At 64.2% G+C, this 15,246-nt stretch carries 18 protein-coding genes and 2 tRNA genes; 2 read left to right on the top strand and 18 right to left on the bottom strand.

What is annotated here, in order from left to right; translation table 11 throughout:
- Nucleotides 1-706: 706 nt before the first annotated feature.
- From ACZ7GB_RS15400 to ACZ7GB_RS15355, 10 genes are all read right to left on the bottom strand, one after another.
- On the bottom strand, nt 707-1,909 hold the full coding sequence (locus ACZ7GB_RS15400) for a DUF6538 domain-containing protein (RefSeq protein WP_472159372.1): 1,203 nt from the start codon (nt 1,907-1,909) through the stop codon (nt 707-709).
- Nucleotides 1,910-2,006: 97 nt separating this feature from the next.
- A tRNA-Phe gene (locus tag ACZ7GB_RS15395) sits at nt 2,007-2,082 on the bottom strand.
- 98 nt (nt 2,083-2,180) lie between these two features.
- Nucleotides 2,181-2,372, bottom strand: coding sequence for a DNA gyrase inhibitor YacG (locus tag ACZ7GB_RS15390; RefSeq protein WP_078545394.1), 192 nt, complete (start codon nt 2,370-2,372; stop codon nt 2,181-2,183).
- Nucleotides 2,369-3,421: a ribonuclease E/G gene (locus ACZ7GB_RS15385; protein ID WP_472159370.1), complete on the bottom strand. Its 1,053-nt coding sequence runs from the start codon at nt 3,419-3,421 to the stop codon at nt 2,369-2,371. Before ACZ7GB_RS15385 ends, ACZ7GB_RS15390 begins: the two co-directional genes overlap by 4 nt.
- On the bottom strand, nt 3,421-3,990 hold the full coding sequence (locus tag ACZ7GB_RS15380; RefSeq protein ID WP_472159368.1) for a Maf family protein: 570 nt from the start codon (nt 3,988-3,990) through the stop codon (nt 3,421-3,423). Before ACZ7GB_RS15380 ends, ACZ7GB_RS15385 begins: the two co-directional genes overlap by 1 nt.
- On the bottom strand, nt 3,987-4,205 hold the full coding sequence (gene infA, locus ACZ7GB_RS15375; protein WP_010397442.1) for a translation initiation factor IF-1: 219 nt from the start codon (nt 4,203-4,205) through the stop codon (nt 3,987-3,989). Before infA ends, ACZ7GB_RS15380 begins: the two co-directional genes overlap by 4 nt.
- Before the next feature lie 82 nt (nt 4,206-4,287).
- Nucleotides 4,288-5,181, bottom strand: a complete 894-nt coding sequence (locus ACZ7GB_RS15370) for a carbon-nitrogen hydrolase family protein (protein ID WP_472159375.1) — start codon at nt 5,179-5,181, stop codon at nt 4,288-4,290.
- Between the two features lie 8 nt (nt 5,182-5,189).
- Nucleotides 5,190-5,771: a GNAT family N-acetyltransferase gene (locus ACZ7GB_RS15365; RefSeq protein WP_472159366.1), complete on the bottom strand. Its 582-nt coding sequence runs from the start codon at nt 5,769-5,771 to the stop codon at nt 5,190-5,192.
- Nucleotides 5,771-6,178 carry a ketosteroid isomerase-related protein gene (locus ACZ7GB_RS15360; protein ID WP_078521731.1) on the bottom strand — a complete coding sequence of 136 codons (408 nt, stop codon included), beginning with the start codon at nt 6,176-6,178 and terminating at the stop codon, nt 5,771-5,773. The genes ACZ7GB_RS15365 and ACZ7GB_RS15360 overlap by 1 nt, the downstream gene beginning before the upstream one ends.
- Nucleotides 6,179-6,260: 82 nt before the next feature.
- Nucleotides 6,261-7,091, bottom strand: a complete 831-nt coding sequence (locus ACZ7GB_RS15355) for an NAD(P)H-binding protein (RefSeq protein ID WP_472159365.1) — start codon at nt 7,089-7,091, stop codon at nt 6,261-6,263.
- Between the two features lie 112 nt (nt 7,092-7,203).
- Here ACZ7GB_RS15355 and ACZ7GB_RS15350 point away from each other — a divergent pair, with 112 nt between their 5' ends.
- Nucleotides 7,204-7,578: a winged helix-turn-helix transcriptional regulator gene (locus ACZ7GB_RS15350; protein ID WP_472159363.1), complete on the top strand. Its 375-nt coding sequence runs from the start codon at nt 7,204-7,206 to the stop codon at nt 7,576-7,578.
- On the opposite strand, the gene ACZ7GB_RS15345 is transcribed toward ACZ7GB_RS15350, so the two are convergent.
- The 6 genes from ACZ7GB_RS15345 to ACZ7GB_RS15320 form a co-directional block, all read right to left on the bottom strand.
- Nucleotides 7,579-8,031, bottom strand: a complete 453-nt coding sequence (locus tag ACZ7GB_RS15345; RefSeq protein ID WP_078604260.1) for an arsenate-mycothiol transferase ArsC — start codon at nt 8,029-8,031, stop codon at nt 7,579-7,581.
- A gap of 4 nt (nt 8,032-8,035) precedes the next feature.
- Complete coding sequence (locus ACZ7GB_RS15340) at nt 8,036-8,512, bottom strand: UPF0262 family protein (protein WP_152845178.1); 477 nt, start codon at nt 8,510-8,512, stop codon at nt 8,036-8,038.
- Complete coding sequence (gene hisD, locus ACZ7GB_RS15335) at nt 8,512-9,825, bottom strand: histidinol dehydrogenase (RefSeq protein ID WP_472159361.1); 1,314 nt, start codon at nt 9,823-9,825, stop codon at nt 8,512-8,514. Before hisD ends, ACZ7GB_RS15340 begins: the two co-directional genes overlap by 1 nt.
- Nucleotides 9,826-9,962: 137 nt before the next feature.
- The gene (locus ACZ7GB_RS15330) at nt 9,963-10,442 is read right to left on the bottom strand and encodes a DUF2948 family protein (RefSeq protein ID WP_078601966.1); all 480 of its coding nucleotides are present in this window, start codon (nt 10,440-10,442) and stop codon (nt 9,963-9,965) included.
- Between the two features lie 51 nt (nt 10,443-10,493).
- Entirely contained in the window at nt 10,494-11,762 is a 1,269-nt protein-coding gene (gene murA, locus ACZ7GB_RS15325) for a UDP-N-acetylglucosamine 1-carboxyvinyltransferase (protein ID WP_472159359.1), read from the bottom strand.
- 1 nt (nt 11,763) lies between these two features.
- A complete protein-coding gene (locus ACZ7GB_RS15320) occupies nt 11,764-11,934 on the bottom strand; it encodes a hypothetical protein (RefSeq protein WP_165756964.1) in 171 nt (56 codons plus the stop codon).
- 118 nt (nt 11,935-12,052) lie between these two features.
- Between ACZ7GB_RS15320 and ACZ7GB_RS15315 the strand changes: the two genes are divergently transcribed.
- Nucleotides 12,053-12,127: transfer RNA gene (locus tag ACZ7GB_RS15315), tRNA-Thr, on the top strand.
- A gap of 29 nt (nt 12,128-12,156) precedes the next feature.
- Here the strand turns inward: ACZ7GB_RS15315 and ACZ7GB_RS15310 are convergent.
- Nucleotides 12,157-13,464: a sigma-54-dependent transcriptional regulator gene (locus ACZ7GB_RS15310; protein WP_472159357.1), complete on the bottom strand. Its 1,308-nt coding sequence runs from the start codon at nt 13,462-13,464 to the stop codon at nt 12,157-12,159.
- Nucleotides 13,461-15,224, bottom strand: coding sequence for an ATP-binding protein (locus ACZ7GB_RS15305; protein WP_078521740.1), 1,764 nt, complete (start codon nt 15,222-15,224; stop codon nt 13,461-13,463). Before ACZ7GB_RS15305 ends, ACZ7GB_RS15310 begins: the two co-directional genes overlap by 4 nt.
- Nucleotides 15,225-15,246: the final 22 nt, after the last annotated feature.

Genomic DNA, 15,246 nt, shown 5'->3' with positions numbered 1-15,246 from the left:
GACGAGAACGAAAGAGATCGACAACCGCACCATCACTCTCGTGAACCAATCTTGAAACACTTTCATTAACCATCAAATCCACCTTACTCCAACCAAACCTTAGCTGCTTGTCCATTACTGAGACGTTTTTTTAATGCGGAAACCCATGAAGCATGCTAAGCTACTATTATAACATAATAATATCCAAAAGTCACGCAGCTCTGATGGCGGCTCAACATCAATCTTGACCATAAGCCTCCTGCTACTCTCTCAGCCATATGTGGTTTCCAAACTCCTCAGACCCGATCTCCGTCAAAGCCGATACACACAGACCTGTGGCACCCCGTCTGGCCCCTGCCTGCCCCCCCTAGCTGCGTTTACAGATTCTTGAGGACATCGCGTCAGGGCACTCGTTATGGATGACTGCGGGGCAGGACAGAAAGCTACTATCAGGACCACCGCCGAGTTGACCGAATAGTAGACCAGAATACGCCCGCTTGATCCAAACTCGACCTTGTCGTATCCAATAAAACAAGGGCGTTAGCTGCTTGTCGGTGCCTGTAACGGGAGATGAACGGTAAATCCGGACAGCCTCCGGGCACCATCTCACCCCCGAAATGGCTCGGTGAGAGAACGACAAGCATCTGAAATCGCTCTGATTTTAATCCCCTGACCAATTCGGGGCATTTGGAGCGTAGACCATGTCGCTCCTGTCAGAAGTCCGATTTCACGGTATCGCTGAAAGCTCCAGCATCCAACGACGCATCACCTCAAGCGGATATCCTTGGCCATAGCTGTGCCCTACTCCGTCTGTCGTCCATCCCCCAATCTGATCAACGACATCAGCAGGGCATTCTATCGCCCTCAACCTGTCCCGCATTGCATGTCTGAACCCGTGCATTGAGTAACTCTGTTTAGTCTGGGTTCTGATCCACTTATTCAAGGCCGCACTGGCCGAATTGGCATTCGTCGTCGATGCCTTGTTGTAGCCTGGAAAAGCATGGCAGCCACCATCAGGGGCTTCACAGACGCGCTGAGCAGCCCATAGCGCAGCCCCAACAAGCGGCACCAGCCGAGCACTGCCCTGCGTCTTCAAAGATCGCCACGGATGCGCCCGAATGACGAGATGAGGAACTGGGTCAGACAGCTTGATGTCTTCCCGAGCCAAACCAGCTATTTCTGCCAGTCTCGCTCCTGTGTCTGAGACCATTGCCATCAGCCAGCGTTTCTCATCGTCCATATTGCGGCACAAAATCTGCAACTTCAGCACAACATCCACCGGGATAGTCTGCCGATCCTTCACGCCCTGGGATCTGTCGTAATACACGCCCGTAAATGGGTTGCGCAGATCAAGTGCCAACTCGCTGATATTCAGGTTGAATACCGAACGAACACTACCAAACACCCGTGTAATGCTGGAACCCGTTAGCCCCTTGCTCAGAAGAAAATCCCGCAATTTGAGTGCATCTGAGCGGGTATAGGCTGCGATAGACTTCTCCCCCGAGACATCAATCAGGTAGCCACAGGAACGTTCTGCCGCAGCCTTGAACGCCTTTCCTCGGCCATGTCCTTTTACCCGAATATAGTTAGCAACGGCTTCGGACAGCAGAGGAGTATCATCTCCGCTTTGATCTGCGGACACAGACACTACACGTCCAGTCGACGCCAATGCACCACCACCAAACTGATCTCTGAGGAACTGCCGACCGGGGACATCTGGAGAAGCGATACGTAACCGCGACCAAAACTCATCCAGCTTAGAGGCTGCCACCATAGCCCTTACCCGTGCAACTGAGGCTGAGCTGGTCCGTAAGGCTTCGACAACACGAGTGGATTGATAGTGGCCTCTAAGGTCCGATGGGACTCGACGAGTGAAGTAGTAGTATCCGTCTTTCCGGAAGGTGAAGGGAACCGATTTGGTCTTCGACATGGTCTACGCTCCAAATGCCCCGAATTGGTCAGGGGATTAAAATCAGAGCGATTTCAGATGCTTGTCGTTCTCTCACCGAGCCATTTCGGGGGTGAGATGGTGCCCGGAGGCGGACTCGAACCACCGACACGCGAATTTTCAATCCGCTGCTCTACCAACTGAGCTATCCGGGCACTGCGACCTTTCGGTCTTGGTGGGGCGGTTACTAGACGAGGGCGCGGGGGGTGTCCAGAGGGATTTCGCAGAAATTTACGCGAACTTGCGAAACGTCTCAGTGCGGCTTGCCGGGGGGCGTATCATCACCTGCGGGACCGGTCGGCGCGCGCTCTTCTTCCTCGGCGATATCGCCGGGAATGACGTAGGAACCGTTCAGCCAGCGCGCCAGATCGACGTCGGCGCAACGCTTGGAGCAGAAGGGGCGATATTTCGGGTCGGCATCCTTGCCGCAGATCGGACAGCTCATTTCGCCTCCCTGTTTTGGCCCCGCAGAAGGCGCGCGAGCGGGACGCGGTCGCGCTTGCGTTGCATCTCGAAATTACCCAGCGGCGTCCAGCCTGCAAGCGAGGTCTCGGGCTCGCCTTTGACGGCGCGACGCAGCTGCTGTTCGAGGGCCTGACGGTCGCGCTTGGGCATCGGGGCGAAGTCGATCACGACCTGGCCTCCAAGGCCGCGCAAGCGCAGCTGCCGGGGCAATTCGCGGGCCGCGGCGATATTCGCCTTGAGCGCTGCGGCGGGCGTCGTGTCGTTGCCGGTATTGACGTCGACAGCAATCAGGGCGCGGGTCGGCTCGATCATCAGATGTGCCCCGCCCGGCAGGTCGACGCGCGGATGCAGTAGCGCTTCGATCGCGTCGGTGACGCCGTGGTCGTCGAACCCGCCCTCGATCACCTCGTCGGGCAGGGGTTCGGCCCAGTCGCGCCAGGCTTCTTCATGCGGATCGGGCGCATCGACGAGAAGCTCCGGCCCGCCTTCAGTATCGTTAGTCACGGCCTCGGCCAGCTCGCGCATTGCGGCGACATCCTCAGCCACTTCTTCGAGCGGCACATGGGCCGCGGCAGAGCGCAGGATCACGCCCATGTCCGAGCCTTCCATTACCGCCTCGGCTGCTGCCTGCAGATCGGCGCGCAGATCCTCTTCATGGATCCGGCGCGAAACGTTGATGCCCGGCGCGCCGGGGGTGACGATGGCGTAGCGCGATTTGAACAGCACGCGCAGCGTCACCGGCAGCGCCTTGCCGGGCTCGGTGCCGCCAGAGACCATACAGATCACGGTCTGGCCGGGGGCGAGCCCCTTCACCTCTTTCAGAAAGCCACGCGTGCCTTCGGGCAGATCGACGAAGACGCCGCCCTGCCCTTTCATCTGGCGGCCGATCGTGCCGCGCAGGATCGCGCCGGGGGCGAAGCTGATCTCCTCCGAGGTGTCGATAATCAGGTCTTCGAGCTGCCCATCGACCATCAGCGCCGCCGCTTCGCGATCGGCAATCTCGTCCAGCAGAACCACGCGCCCCTGCATTATACGTCCCCTCGAATGCCCGCGCTTGCGAGCAGGTTTGCGGTTTCTGCGAGCGGCAATCCCACGACTGCGGTGAACGAGCCTTGGATCCACGGGACGAAAGCGCCGCCACGTCCCTGGATCGCGTAGCCACCCGCCTTGCCGTGCCACTCGCCCGAGGCGAGATAGCCGTTCACGTCCTCGTCGCTGAGCGGCTTGAACTTCACCACCGTATCGACGAGCCGCTCGCGCAGACCCTGCGCCGTGCGCATCGCCACCGCGGTGAACACATGGTGCCGACGTCCGGACAGCAGCCAGAGAAACTCCGCCGCTTCTTTCTCGTCTTCGGGTTTACCCAAGATACGGCGCCCGCAGGTCACCGTTGTATCGGCGCTCAGCAGCACCTCGTCTTCGGCCACATCGAGCGCCATCGCTTTCTCGCGGGCCATGCGAGCGACATAGTCGCGCGCGGCCTCGCCCTTGAACGGCGTCTCGTCGATATCGGCGGGGCGCACGTCAAAAGGCTCCAGCCCGAGCTGGGCCAGAAGCTCTCGCCGTCGCGGGCTCGCCGAGCCGAGGATCAGCTTCACTTGAAGCGGTAGTTGATACGACCCTTCGTGAGGTCGTAGGTGTTCATTTCCACCTGAACCTTGTCGCCTGCCAGAACACGGATGCGGTTCTTACGCATCTTGCCTGCCATATGCGCGATGATCTCATGGCCGTTTTCCAGCTCGACCCGAAACGTCGCGTTAGGCAGGAGTTCCTTCACGACACCGGGAAATTCGAGCATTTCTTCCTTGGCCATGGTCACTCCATAATTGGTTACCCGCGTCATCTGCGGGCGAGCGTTTAAATGCGCTCGTAAGCCGCGAAATTCAAGTGGAATGTCAAGGCTGGGCGGGGTTTTCCGAGGCGATCCGGATTATTTGGGCCGCTTCGGACTGCTCGGACCAATGTTTGAAGGGCAAAACAGTTCCTGCGGTGCGGCTTTGCGCGACGCGATCCAAGTCCACCGTCGCGAAGGTCCAGCCGGGTGAGTCGGGCGCCCCTTCGGCCACGATCCCGCTTTCCGGCCAGAGCCCGTCGGGTGGCGCGAAAATCGCAGCCGTGCCGCGGTTCTCATCAATAGCCGGACACCAGAGCGCATCGCCCACGGTGGGTGCCTGCACGGTCACGCATTGGTTTTCCAGCGCCCTAGCCATCGCACCGATCCGCACCCGGTTATAGCCCGCGAGCGTGTCGGTGCAGGACGGCACGAGGATAATCTCCGCCCCCGCCTCGGCCAGCGCGTGCGCCAGCAGGGGGAATTCGCTGTCGTAGCAGATCGTGACGCCGAACTTGCCGAGCGCCGTGTCGAAGAGCACCAGCCCCTCGCCCGCATCGACATGCCAGATCTCGCGCTCGAACCGCGTCATGATCGCCTTGTCCTGATGTCCGATCAGTCCGCCGGGGCCGATCAGGCTCGCCCGGTTCACACGCTTGGTGCCGTCGATGAAGGGTCCGGAGGGGGCGAGAATATGCACGTCATGCTCCGCCGCGAGACCTGCGAACAGCCGCTCCATATCCGCCCGCAAGCCCGCTACATGGACCAGCGCGGCTTCCAGATCGCCCGCGACCTCGGCGCCGCCGAGGCTCGCCAGCTCCATCGCGCCGTATTCGGGAAAGACCAGAAGCTGCGCGCTCTGCCCTGCGGCCTCAGTCACCCAAGCCGCAACCTTCGCCGTGTAGCCCGCCCAGTCCTCGAACCAGTCGAGCGGATAGGCCGCCGCCGCGATCATCACCTCGCGGCTCACAGCGTGCGTCCCCAGAATTGCAGCGCCTTCTCGGTCTGCTGATCCTCGCCCAGATCGGTCCATTTGAACCGCGCGATCACGCCCTCCATCGGCGCGTAGCCCCGTTTGCGCCAGAACCCGTCGAGCGGGCGGTAATCCGCAGGTTTAAGCGGATGATCGTCGGGCCGGATCACCGAGCAGAAGACCGAATGGCTGCGCCCCAGCTCGCGCGCATGGGCCTCACGGTGGTCAAAGAAGGCGTGCCCGAGGCCCTGCCCGCGATAGTCGGGCAGAAGGACCGACTCGGCACAGTAGAACACGTCCTGAAGCTTCAACCCGGTGCTTGCGAACGGTGCGGCGAAATCGCCCGCGTGATCTTCCAGCGGCGTGCCCGTGGCCGCGCCCACCAGCGTCGCCCCGTCGAACGCGCCCACGACCACTGCCGCATCGCTTTCCCGGTAGCTTTGGATGTAGCGCCGCTCATATTCCAGCGATCCGTCATAGATATACGGCCAGTCCCGAAACACCGCGATCCGCAGCCGCGCCACGTCATCGAGCGCTGCATCCAGCGCCTCTCCGGTCAGCCGCCGCACCTCCATCACGAGACCTGCGCGATCCAGTCGGCGAGGTTGTAATAGGTGACGACGCGGGTGATCTTGCCCTCGTCGAGCGTGAAGAACGCCCCCGCCGGCAGGACATAGCTTTGCCCATGCGCCTCGGGCAGACCGTCATCGGTCTCCAGATAGACACCGTTCACGATGAACTCCGCCGCCGCCCGGGTGCCTGAGTCATTGGCCATGATGACCATATCGGTCAGTTGCTCGCGATAGCAGCGGCTCATATGCTTGTTGAATTCGCGGAATGCCTCGATCCCGTGGCGGATCTTCCCTTCGTTCACATGATGCGCGAAGGGCTCGCCCAGCTGGGCCTCCATCCCTGCCGTATCGCCTGCGTTGAAGGCATCGTAATAGCGGCTGATCGTGTCGAGAGTGCGGGCGCGCGGCATGGCCATTCTCCGTAATGCTGTCTGGCCTTGAGTGCCACGCGCCACACGCCGCGTCAAACGCGGTCATAGGCGCCGGCGCGGGTCACCCCAATGCGGCGCGCACGATCCCGGCCAGCGGCGTGGTCGGGTGGCCGATCAGCCGCGACAGGTCGTGGCTGTCATCGAACAGCGCGCCACTGGCGGCCTGCGCATCCGAATCCGCGATGATCGCGGCGAAGGGGCCGGGCAGGCCCATCGTCTCGAGCAACGCGCGATACTCAGCCTCGGAGAGGTGCGAGACCTCGACCGCGCGACCGGCCTGCGCGGCGATCTCGGTGGCCAGCTCGTCGAGGGTGAACCCCGCATCGCCTGCCAGCTCATAGGTCTTGCCCTGCAGGCCGGGATCGAGCGCCACGGCGGCCAGCGCCTCGGCGAAATCCGCGCGCGCCGCTGCCGCGATCCGGCCTGCGCCCGACGCCCCGGCGATCGTGCCCGACTGCGCAGCATAGCCGATCGCACTTTCGTAATTCTCGCCATACCAGCCATTGCGCAGCAGCGTATGGCTCAGCCCCGATGCCGCCAGCACCGCCTCGGTCGCCACGTGCTCCTCGGCCAGTTTCATTTTCGAGCGGTCGGCATGCAGCAGCGACGTATAAAGGATATGGCCGACCCCATGCGCCTTGGCGGCCTCGATCACGTTGCGATGCTGCGGCGCGCGCTGGCCGACCTCGCTCGATGAGATCAGGATCAGCGTGTCGACACCTGCCAGCGCGTCGAAACTGCTCGGGTCCGAATAGTCGAACCGACGCGCGGCGCCCGTCAGCTTTTCAGGGCTGCGTGCCAGCCCGATCACGTCGGTCGCGCCGCGCGCGGCCAGTGCGGCAAGGGTGAGTTGGCCAAGATGGCCGGTGGCTCCGGTAACGGCGATGGTCATGGCGACCTCCTTTTGTCTTTCGCTGACGGGAAAGCTGCGCTCTTTACTGCGCAAAAGGAAGTACCTACATTTTGGTAAGTGTTCAGCAGCCCCGCACAGGAGCCTCCGCATTATGCAACAGACCGACCCTGCACTGCCCGTCGCCGATGTGTTCAATGCCGATTGTCCCTCGCGCATGATCCTGTCGCATGTCAGTTCGCGCTGGGGTGGGCTGGTTCTGGTCGCGCTGCGCGACGGGCGGCTGCGCTTTTCCGAGCTGCGTCGCAGGATTGGCGGCATTTCCGAGCGGATGCTGGCTCAGACCTTGCAGGTGCTCGAAGCGGATGGGCTGATCTCGCGGCGCGATCATGGCGAGGTGCCGCCGCGCGTGGACTATTGCCTGACCGAGGCAGGAGAGGCGATCGCGATCCGCTATTTCGAGCTCGCGCATTGGATCGAGGCGAATCTGGACCGACTTGGCACGCAGCCTGCACAGTCTGGCGGCTGATCAGACGGTCGGCTCTCCGAAACGTTCGATGAGATGGCGGCGGATCTGGTCGCGGGTGTCGCGATAGGCGGCGAGCTTGGCCTCCCGCGTCTCGCCGATCCCGGTCGGATCGAGGATCGGCCAATATTCCACGTCGAGATGGAAGAACCGCGTCAGCTCCAGCGCCTGACGCTGCGAGGCAGGCGAGAGCGCGATCACCAGATCGAAGGCCGACAGATCGTCGCCCCATTCCTGCAGCTCGGTGAAAGAGCGCGCGCGGTGACGCTCCAGATTGACGCCGATCTCGGCCATCACCGCGATGGTGAACCCGTCGATCTCCAGATCGGCTTTCACGCCCACCGACTGCACGTAGCATTCGGTGCCGTAGAATTTCTTCATCATCCCCTCGGCCATCGGGGAGCGCGTGGAATTATGATCGCACGCAAAAAGAACGGAGTTGGGGATCTCGCCCATCCGTTTACCTCGGGGCGAGAACGGCAACGAGGGTGAAGAGGCGCCGCGCCGTGTCGATATCGATCTCGGCCTTGCCTTCAAGGCGTTCCTGCAAGATGCGCGCGCCTTCGTTATGGATGCCGCGCCGGGCCATGTCGATCGCCTCGATCTGGCTGGGCGGCAGTTTCTTGACCGCCTCGAAATAGCTCTCGCAGATCTGAAAGTAATCCTTCACCGCCTGCCGGAACGGGCCGAAGGACAGATGAAACTCCGCCACTTTCGCACCGCTCTCGGTTTCGGTGTCGAAAACCAGCCGCCGGTCGCGCACGCCAAGCGTCAGCGCGAACGGCCCGTCCGGTGCAGGCTGCCCGTCGCGGCCCGGAATGTTGAAGCTGTTATCCTCGAGCAGATCATAGATCGCGACCTTGCGCTCCTGCTCGATCTCGGGCGAGGGCGCGGGCAGACCGCCCGTGTCCAGCTGGATATGCGAGATCCGGGCCATCACCCCTCCCCTTCGTCATTGAGCGCATCGAGCCGCGCACGCACCGACAGCCCATGCGCCTCGAGGCTTTCCGATTTCGCCAGAATCTCCGCCGAAGGCCCGATCGCCTTCAGCGCGCCGGGCGTCATCTTCGCCATGGTCGTGCGCTTGATGAAATCCATCACCGACAGGCCCGAGGAGAACCGCGCCGAGCGCGCCGTAGGCAGAACGTGGTTCGGCCCGCCAATGTAATCGCCGATCGCTTCGGGTGTGTAGGCGCCAAGGAAGATCGCGCCGGCATGGGTGATCGCCTCGGACAGCCAATCGGGATCGGCGACGCAAAGCTCCAGATGCTCGGGGGCTACCCGGTTCGACAGCTCGGCCGCTTCCATCAGATCGCGCGCCACGATCACCGCCCCGAAGTCGCGCCAGCTCGCGCCTGCAATCGCACGGCGCTCCAGCGTCTCGAGCCGTTTCTCGACCGCCGCGACGACCGCCTTGCCGAAAGCCTCGTCTGTGGTGATCAGGATCGCCTGCGCACTCTCGTCATGCTCCGCCTGGCTCATCAGGTCGAGCGCAATCCAGTCCGGATCGCCCGTGCCATCCGCGATCACGAGGATTTCCGACGGCCCCGCGATCATGTCGATGCCCACGCGCCCAAAGACACGCCGCTTGGCCGCCGCCACGAAGGCGTTGCCCGGCCCGGTGATCTTGTCGACCGCCGTGACCGTCTCGGTCCCATAGGCCATCGCGGCAATCGCCTGCGCGCCGCCCATCCGATAGACCGTATCGACGCCTGCCAGTTGCGCAGCCAGCAGCACCAGCGGGTTCACCGCCCCACCCGGCGTCGGGCACGCCACGACCAACCGCTCCACACCGGCGACCTTCGCCGGGATCGCGTTCATCAGCACCGAAGAGGGATAGCTCGCCAGCCCGCCGGGCACATAGAGCCCCGCCGCCGAGACCGGCCCCCAGCGCCAGCCTAGCTCCGCCCCGCTCGCGTCGATCCAACGCGCGTCATGCGGCATCTGGCGCTCGTGATAGGCGCGGATACGCTCGGCCGCCAGTTCCAGCGCTGCGCGCTCTTCGGCGGGCACCTTGGCGACCTCGGCCTCGATCTCTTCGGGAGAAAACGCCAGCGTCTCGGACGTCAGCTCCAAACGGTCGAATTTGGCGGTCAGCTCGATCAGTGCCGCATCGCCCCGCTTGCGGATATCCGCGATGATATCGGCCACGACAGCATCCACATCGGGGCTGTCCTCGCGCTTCATCCCCAGAAGTTCGACAAACCGGGCCTCAAAGCCCTCTTCGCGCGTGTCCAGAAAGTGCGGCATCGACAGTCTCCTATTCCGCTCTTCGGATTAGAGACTCCCGCCCTGCCCCGCAAGCACGACCCTGCCCGCAAGGGCAATTCCACTTCGACTTGGCGAAAATATCCCCGCCGGAGGCATCCCCGGCGGCAAAACGCGGCTTACTCGGGATGATGCGGCACCTTGCCGGAAGGCGCGCGATAGGGACGCTCGACGTCGCGCAGGTCGACATCAAGACATTCGACATCCGCCGCCAGCGCGCCATCGCCCGCCAACGTCAGGGTCACGCGACCCGCGCCGTCTTCGGTCTCTTCAAAGGTGATATCGAGGATCGAGAGCACCACGTCGCGATCCGAACGATCGATCCCCATGCTCGAAACATGGGTGACATCAGAGATCACCAGCAGCGACCGCACCCGCTCATAGGGGCGCTTCTCGGCCTCGGCCTGTGCCTTGTCTTCCCAGCGGAAGCGGTTGATCAGCAGCGCGAGACGCCGGGATTTCGCCTCCCAGGCGATCTCGGTGATCGGGAGCACGGCGTCCTGCACCAGCGCCGCGATAACGGGGAGGTCATCCTTGGTCTCGGCGCGCAGCGCGATCGCGCCTTCGCCACCATCTTCGAATTTCGCATCACGGGTCATTGGGTCACCTCTGCATTCGATATGGGGAAGACGGCGGGAATTGCCAGCCGATCAACTCGCTTTCACGCGCTCGATATGCGCACCGACGCCCGCCAGTTTCTCCTCGACGCGCTCGTAGCCACGATCGAGGTGATAGACACGGCTGACGACGGTCTCACCCTCAGCGGCCAACCCGGCGAGGATCAGCGACACAGAGGCGCGCAGGTCGGTCGCCATCACGGGCGCCCCTTTGAGCTTCTCGACGCCGTGGACCGTCGCATGACCGCCATGGACGTCTATACTCGCCCCCATCCGCACCAGTTCGGGCGCGTGCATGAAGCGATTCTCGAAAATCTTCTCTTCCAGAACGCTGGTGCCCTCGGCGGTGCAAAGAAGCGCCATCATCTGCGCCTGCAGGTCGGTCGGGAAGCCGGGGAAAGGCTCGGTCGTCACATCCACCGCGCGGATGCGGCCATTCTTGCGCGCGACCTTGAGGCCGGTATGGGTCTGCTCGACCGAGATGCCCGCCGCATCGAGTTTCTCGCAGAAGCTCTCCAGCAGATCGATTCGACCGCCCAGGCACTCCACCTCGCCGCCGCAGATCGCGGGTGCGAGCATATAGGTGCCGAGCTCGATCCGATCCGCCACGACCGGGTGAGTCGCGCCGTGCAAACGGTCCTTGCCCTCGATCACGATCTCGGAGGTGCCGTCGCCCTCAATCTGCGCGCCCATCGCGCGCAGGCATTTCGCCAGATCTACGATTTCCGGCTCGCGGGCAGCATTCTTCAGCACCGAGGTGCCCTTTGCGAGCGAGGCGGCCATCAGGAAATTCTCGGTCGCGCCAACGGACGCGAAGCGCATCTCGTGGGTGGCGCCTTTCAGCCCGCCCTTCGCTTCAGCATGCAGATAGCCGTCCTTTAGTTCGATCTCCGCGCCGAGCGCTGCGAGCGCATCGACATGGATATCCATCGGGCGCGCACCGATCGCACAGCCGCCGGGCAGCGACACGACCGCATGGCCCAGACGCGCCAAGAGCGGCCCGAGCACCAGATTCGAGGCGCGCATCTTGCGCACGATTTCATAATCCGCGACCGGGTTGATCTCGCCGTGACACGAGGTCGCCAGAACCTTGCCCTCCTGCAGCGCGGTCACTTCTGCGCCGAGGCTCGCCAGCAATTCGGTCATCGTGCGGATATCCGACAGGCGCGGCGCGTTGGTCAGAGTCAGCGGCTCATCGCTCAGGAGCGTGGCCGGCATCAGCGCGAGACAGGCGTTTTTTGCCCCCGCGATTGGGATTTGGCCGGAAAGTGGCCCGTTGCCGCGCACGACGATGCTGTCCATATCAACTGCCCTCGGATTCGTTGTTATTCGGCGGCTTGGATTCGGATTTGCGGGCGCGCGCCTGCGCCTTGCGCCGCTGCAGATTCGCGCGCAGCGCCTGCGCCCGACGCTCTTCGCGGCTCAATTCCGCATCGCGGGACGTGCCCGATCCATCTTTCTTTCCGCCTGTCATGGCGCCTCGTTTAACCCGCCTGTGAAATCCTGTCGAGAGAGAGCAAGATTTGCCCTTGCACCCCCGCGCGATTGCGTCTAAATCCCCGCCACGGTCGAAGCGACGGACCGAAACCGGCGCTGCTGTAGCTCAGCGGTAGAGCACTCCCTTGGTAAGGGAGAGGTCGAGAGTTCAAGTCTCTCCAGCAGCACCACCTTCCCCCTTCCCGAGTAAAACCACCGCCTAATCGGCGCGAATCCCGTAGCGGCTGATCTTGTCGTTCAGCGTCCGCCGCGCGATGCCGAGCGCCTGGGCGGCCCGTTCGGTATTGCCCCGGCAGCGTTCGAGCGTGGCGCTGATCTCGCGCGCCTCATAGGCCGCGACCCTGTCGGCGAGGCTTTGCGGGGCCGAGGGCGCCTCGGTCGGCGCGTCGGGCAGATCGAGGCCAAGCGCGAAGCGTTCCGCCGCTGCTTTCAATTCGCGGACATTGCCGGGCCAGGGGCGGCGCTTGAGCTGTTCGCGCAGGCTATAGGGCAGGTCCGGGACCTCGCGGCCATAGCGGCGTGCGGCAAGCTCCGCGAAATGGCGAAACAGCAGAACGATATCCTCGCCCAGAGAGCGCAGCGGATCGAGCGTGATCTCGGCTCCGGCGAGGCGATAGAACAGATCGGCGCGGAAGCTGTCATCGAGCGTGCGCGCGCGCAGGTCCGATTTCGTCAGCGCGATGATCCGCAGATCGAGCGGGCGCAGGCGGTTTTCGCCCAGACGCTCCACCTGACGTTCCTGCAAGGCGCGCAGCAGTTTGGGCTGCACCGCCGCCGGCATAGCCTCGACCTCGTCGAGCACCAGCGTGCCGCCCGAGGCCGCCTCCAGCTTGCCAGGCTTGTCCTGCGCACCGGGAAAAGCACCCGCGACATGGCCGAAGATCTCGATCTCGAACAGCGTCTCGGGCAATGCGGCACAGTTGAGCGCAACGAACGGACCCTGCGCGCGCGGGCTGGCCGCATGAAGCGCACGGGCGACCAACTCCTTCCCCGTCCCGGTTTCCCCCGTCACCACGAGGTCGATCTCCAGCGGGCCGAGCGCCGCGATTCGCGCGCGCAGCGCCGCGATGGCCGCCGACTGGCCAAGGATCTCCGCCCCGTCGCGCCGCGCGATCTCGTCTTGCAGCCGCCCCAGCTCGGTCCGCGTCGCGCGGGCCCGAAGCGCCCGATCGACCACCGCCAGCAGGTGCCGTGCGTCATAGGGTTTCTCGAGGAAGTCCTCCGCGCCGAGCTGCATCGCCTTCACCGCATGCGAGACATCGCCATGCCCGGTGATCATAAGCACCGGCAGATCGGGACTGCGCGCCTTGAGCGCCTCCAGCAAGCCGAACCCGTCGATCCCTGGCATCCGCAGATCGCTGACCACCAGATCCGGCAAACTTGACGCATCGAGCGCCGCCTGCGCATTGGCAAACCCCTCGCAGTCATAGCCGCCCGCCTCGATCAGATCAGCGAGCGCCGCGCGGTGGTCGTCATCATCTTCCACGACATGGATCAGTGCGGTCATACCGGCTCCTTTTCGCGCACCCGTGTGAGCGTCACGATCATCTGCGTGCCCGCCCCCGGCGTCGAGCGGATATCGAGGCGCCCGCCGATCTCGGACAGGATCGCCTGCGAGATCGCAAGGCCGAGGCCAAGCCCCGAACCCTCCTCCTTGGTCGAGAAAAACGGCTCGGTCACACGCGGGACGTCTTCGGGGGCGATGCCGGGGCCGTTGTCGCGGACGCTCAGATGCAGCTCTTCTTCCACGCCCTCCAGACGCAGCTCGACTTCGGGCGCGGGCTGCCCCTCGACCGCATCGAGCGCATTCAGGAGAAGGTTCACCAACACCTGTTCCAGCCGCACCCGTCCCGCATTGGCGTAAAGCGGACCATCGGGAACCACCACGCGCGGCTTGATCCCGAGCGCACGGGCGCGCGGCGCGACCAGCTCCAGGGCACTTGCCGCCACCGCGCCGATCTCGATCCGCTCCAGCGCGGCGGTGTCCTTGCGCGAGAAGCTTTTCAGGTGCTTGATCGTGCGCTGCATCCGGCGGATCAGGTTGCGCGCGGTCTCGATGCGGGCGACCGTCTTTTCGGTGCTGCGCGCGGCACCCATCTCGGCGGCGGCAAGGGTCGCCTCCATCGCGGCGAGCGGCTGGCTGACCTCATGCACGATCGCGGCCGACATCCGGCCAAGCGCGGCCATCTTCTCGGAATGGATCAAGCCTTCCTGCGCGGCGCGCAGTTCCGCCTCGGTCTGGCGGCGGGCCTCGATCTCGCGGCCAAGGGCACGGGTGCGCTCGGCCACCTTGTGTTCCAGCATCTCGGATTGGCGCAGGCGCAGCGCCACGAGCTGCCGCCGCTGCGCCTGTGTTTTCGCCAGCGCCAGACCCAGCACCGAGGCCAGCGCCGCCGTCACCCCCGCGATCAGCGCCGAGAGTATCGCGGGCTGCACCGGGGCGGCGGCCACCACCGTCCAGCCCTCGCCGAAAGCAGCAGTCTGGCTGCGCAGCCGCGCGCCGCTCGCATCGAACATCCACGCGGCGCTGCCTTGCATCAGCGGCCCCTGTGTCGCCGGATCGCGCCCGGGATAGGTCTTCAGATCGGCCAGCCGCGCGCGCGCCTCGGGGGCGAGCGGATGGAGCGGGTGATAGAGCCAGTCGGGATTGCCCGAGAGGAACACCACCCCATCGGGATCGGCCACCGCCACCGCCTGCCCCGCCTGTGCCCAGGCCTGTTGCAGCGGGTCGAGGTCGACCTTCACCACCACCACACCGGGCGGACCATCGCGATCCCCGATCCGCGCAGAGAGGAAATAGCCCGGGACCCCGGTGGTCACCCCGATCGCGTAGAAGGCGCCCTGCCCGGTGGCGATCGCATCGCGGAAATAGGGGCGGAAGCTGTAGTCGTGGCCTACGAAAGAGGCCGGGCTGTCCCAGTTCGACGCCGCAAGCGTTACGCCCTGCCCGTCCATCAGGTAAAGCTGATCGGCCCCCGAGAGCCCCAGAACCTCGGCAAGGTAGCGGTTCGCCGCGAGATCCGCGCCGGGTGCATCGGGCGTGCCGATCACCGCGCGGATGCGGGCATCCTGCCCCACCACGGCGGGCAGGTAGCGGAAGCGGTCAATCTCGGTTTCCAGCGCGCGCAGGGTCAGGATCAGGCTGCGGTCAAGCCGCGCGTCGATGCCCGACAGCGCGATGCGCCACGCGCCCACCGCCGCCGCGACGGAGATCGCGCAGACCGCGATCACCCGCCAGAATGTCATGCGCGCGGCAGGCTTGGCCATGCGCCCTCCCTCTCGATCGCTC

The organism is Thioclava sp. PTB-PU3-1, from assembly GCF_055666785.1.
The sequence above is the reverse complement of the archived record's forward strand: the minus strand, read 5'-3'. Positions and strand labels throughout refer to the sequence as shown.

What these genes read in the sequence shown, in the direction of transcription:
- ACZ7GB_RS15355 (WP_472159365.1), bottom strand. Translation starts at nt 7,091, where the DNA reads ATGACCATCGCCGTTACCGGAGCCACCGGCCATCTTGGCCAACTCACC.
- ACZ7GB_RS15385 (WP_472159370.1), bottom strand. Translation starts at nt 3,421, where the DNA reads ATGCAGGGGCGCGTGGTTCTGCTGGACGAGATTGCCGATCGCGAAGCG.
- ACZ7GB_RS15330 (WP_078601966.1), bottom strand. Translation starts at nt 10,442, where the DNA reads ATGACCCGTGATGCGAAATTCGAAGATGGTGGCGAAGGCGCGATCGCG.
- ACZ7GB_RS15340 (WP_152845178.1), bottom strand. Translation starts at nt 8,512, where the DNA reads ATGGCCCGGATCTCGCATATCCAGCTGGACACGGGCGGTCTGCCCGCG.
- ACZ7GB_RS15365 (WP_472159366.1), bottom strand. Translation starts at nt 5,771, where the DNA reads ATGGAGGTGCGGCGGCTGACCGGAGAGGCGCTGGATGCAGCGCTCGAT.
- ACZ7GB_RS15400 (WP_472159372.1), bottom strand. Translation starts at nt 1,909, where the DNA reads ATGTCGAAGACCAAATCGGTTCCCTTCACCTTCCGGAAAGACGGATAC.
- ACZ7GB_RS15310 (WP_472159357.1), bottom strand. Translation starts at nt 13,464, where the DNA reads ATGACCGCACTGATCCATGTCGTGGAAGATGATGACGACCACCGCGCG.
- ACZ7GB_RS15305 (WP_078521740.1), bottom strand. Translation starts at nt 15,224, where the DNA reads ATGGCCAAGCCTGCCGCGCGCATGACATTCTGGCGGGTGATCGCGGTC.
- ACZ7GB_RS15345 (WP_078604260.1), bottom strand. Translation starts at nt 8,031, where the DNA reads ATGGGCGAGATCCCCAACTCCGTTCTTTTTGCGTGCGATCATAATTCC.
- murA (WP_472159359.1), bottom strand. Translation starts at nt 11,762, where the DNA reads ATGGACAGCATCGTCGTGCGCGGCAACGGGCCACTTTCCGGCCAAATC.
- ACZ7GB_RS15360 (WP_078521731.1), bottom strand. Translation starts at nt 6,178, where the DNA reads ATGCCGCGCGCCCGCACTCTCGACACGATCAGCCGCTATTACGATGCC.
- ACZ7GB_RS15320 (WP_165756964.1), bottom strand. Translation starts at nt 11,934, where the DNA reads ATGACAGGCGGAAAGAAAGATGGATCGGGCACGTCCCGCGATGCGGAA.
- hisD (WP_472159361.1), bottom strand. Translation starts at nt 9,825, where the DNA reads ATGCCGCACTTTCTGGACACGCGCGAAGAGGGCTTTGAGGCCCGGTTT.
- infA (WP_010397442.1), bottom strand. Translation starts at nt 4,205, where the DNA reads ATGGCCAAGGAAGAAATGCTCGAATTTCCCGGTGTCGTGAAGGAACTC.
- ACZ7GB_RS15390 (WP_078545394.1), bottom strand. Translation starts at nt 2,372, where the DNA reads ATGAGCTGTCCGATCTGCGGCAAGGATGCCGACCCGAAATATCGCCCC.
- ACZ7GB_RS15350 (WP_472159363.1), top strand. Translation starts at nt 7,204, where the DNA reads ATGCAACAGACCGACCCTGCACTGCCCGTCGCCGATGTGTTCAATGCC.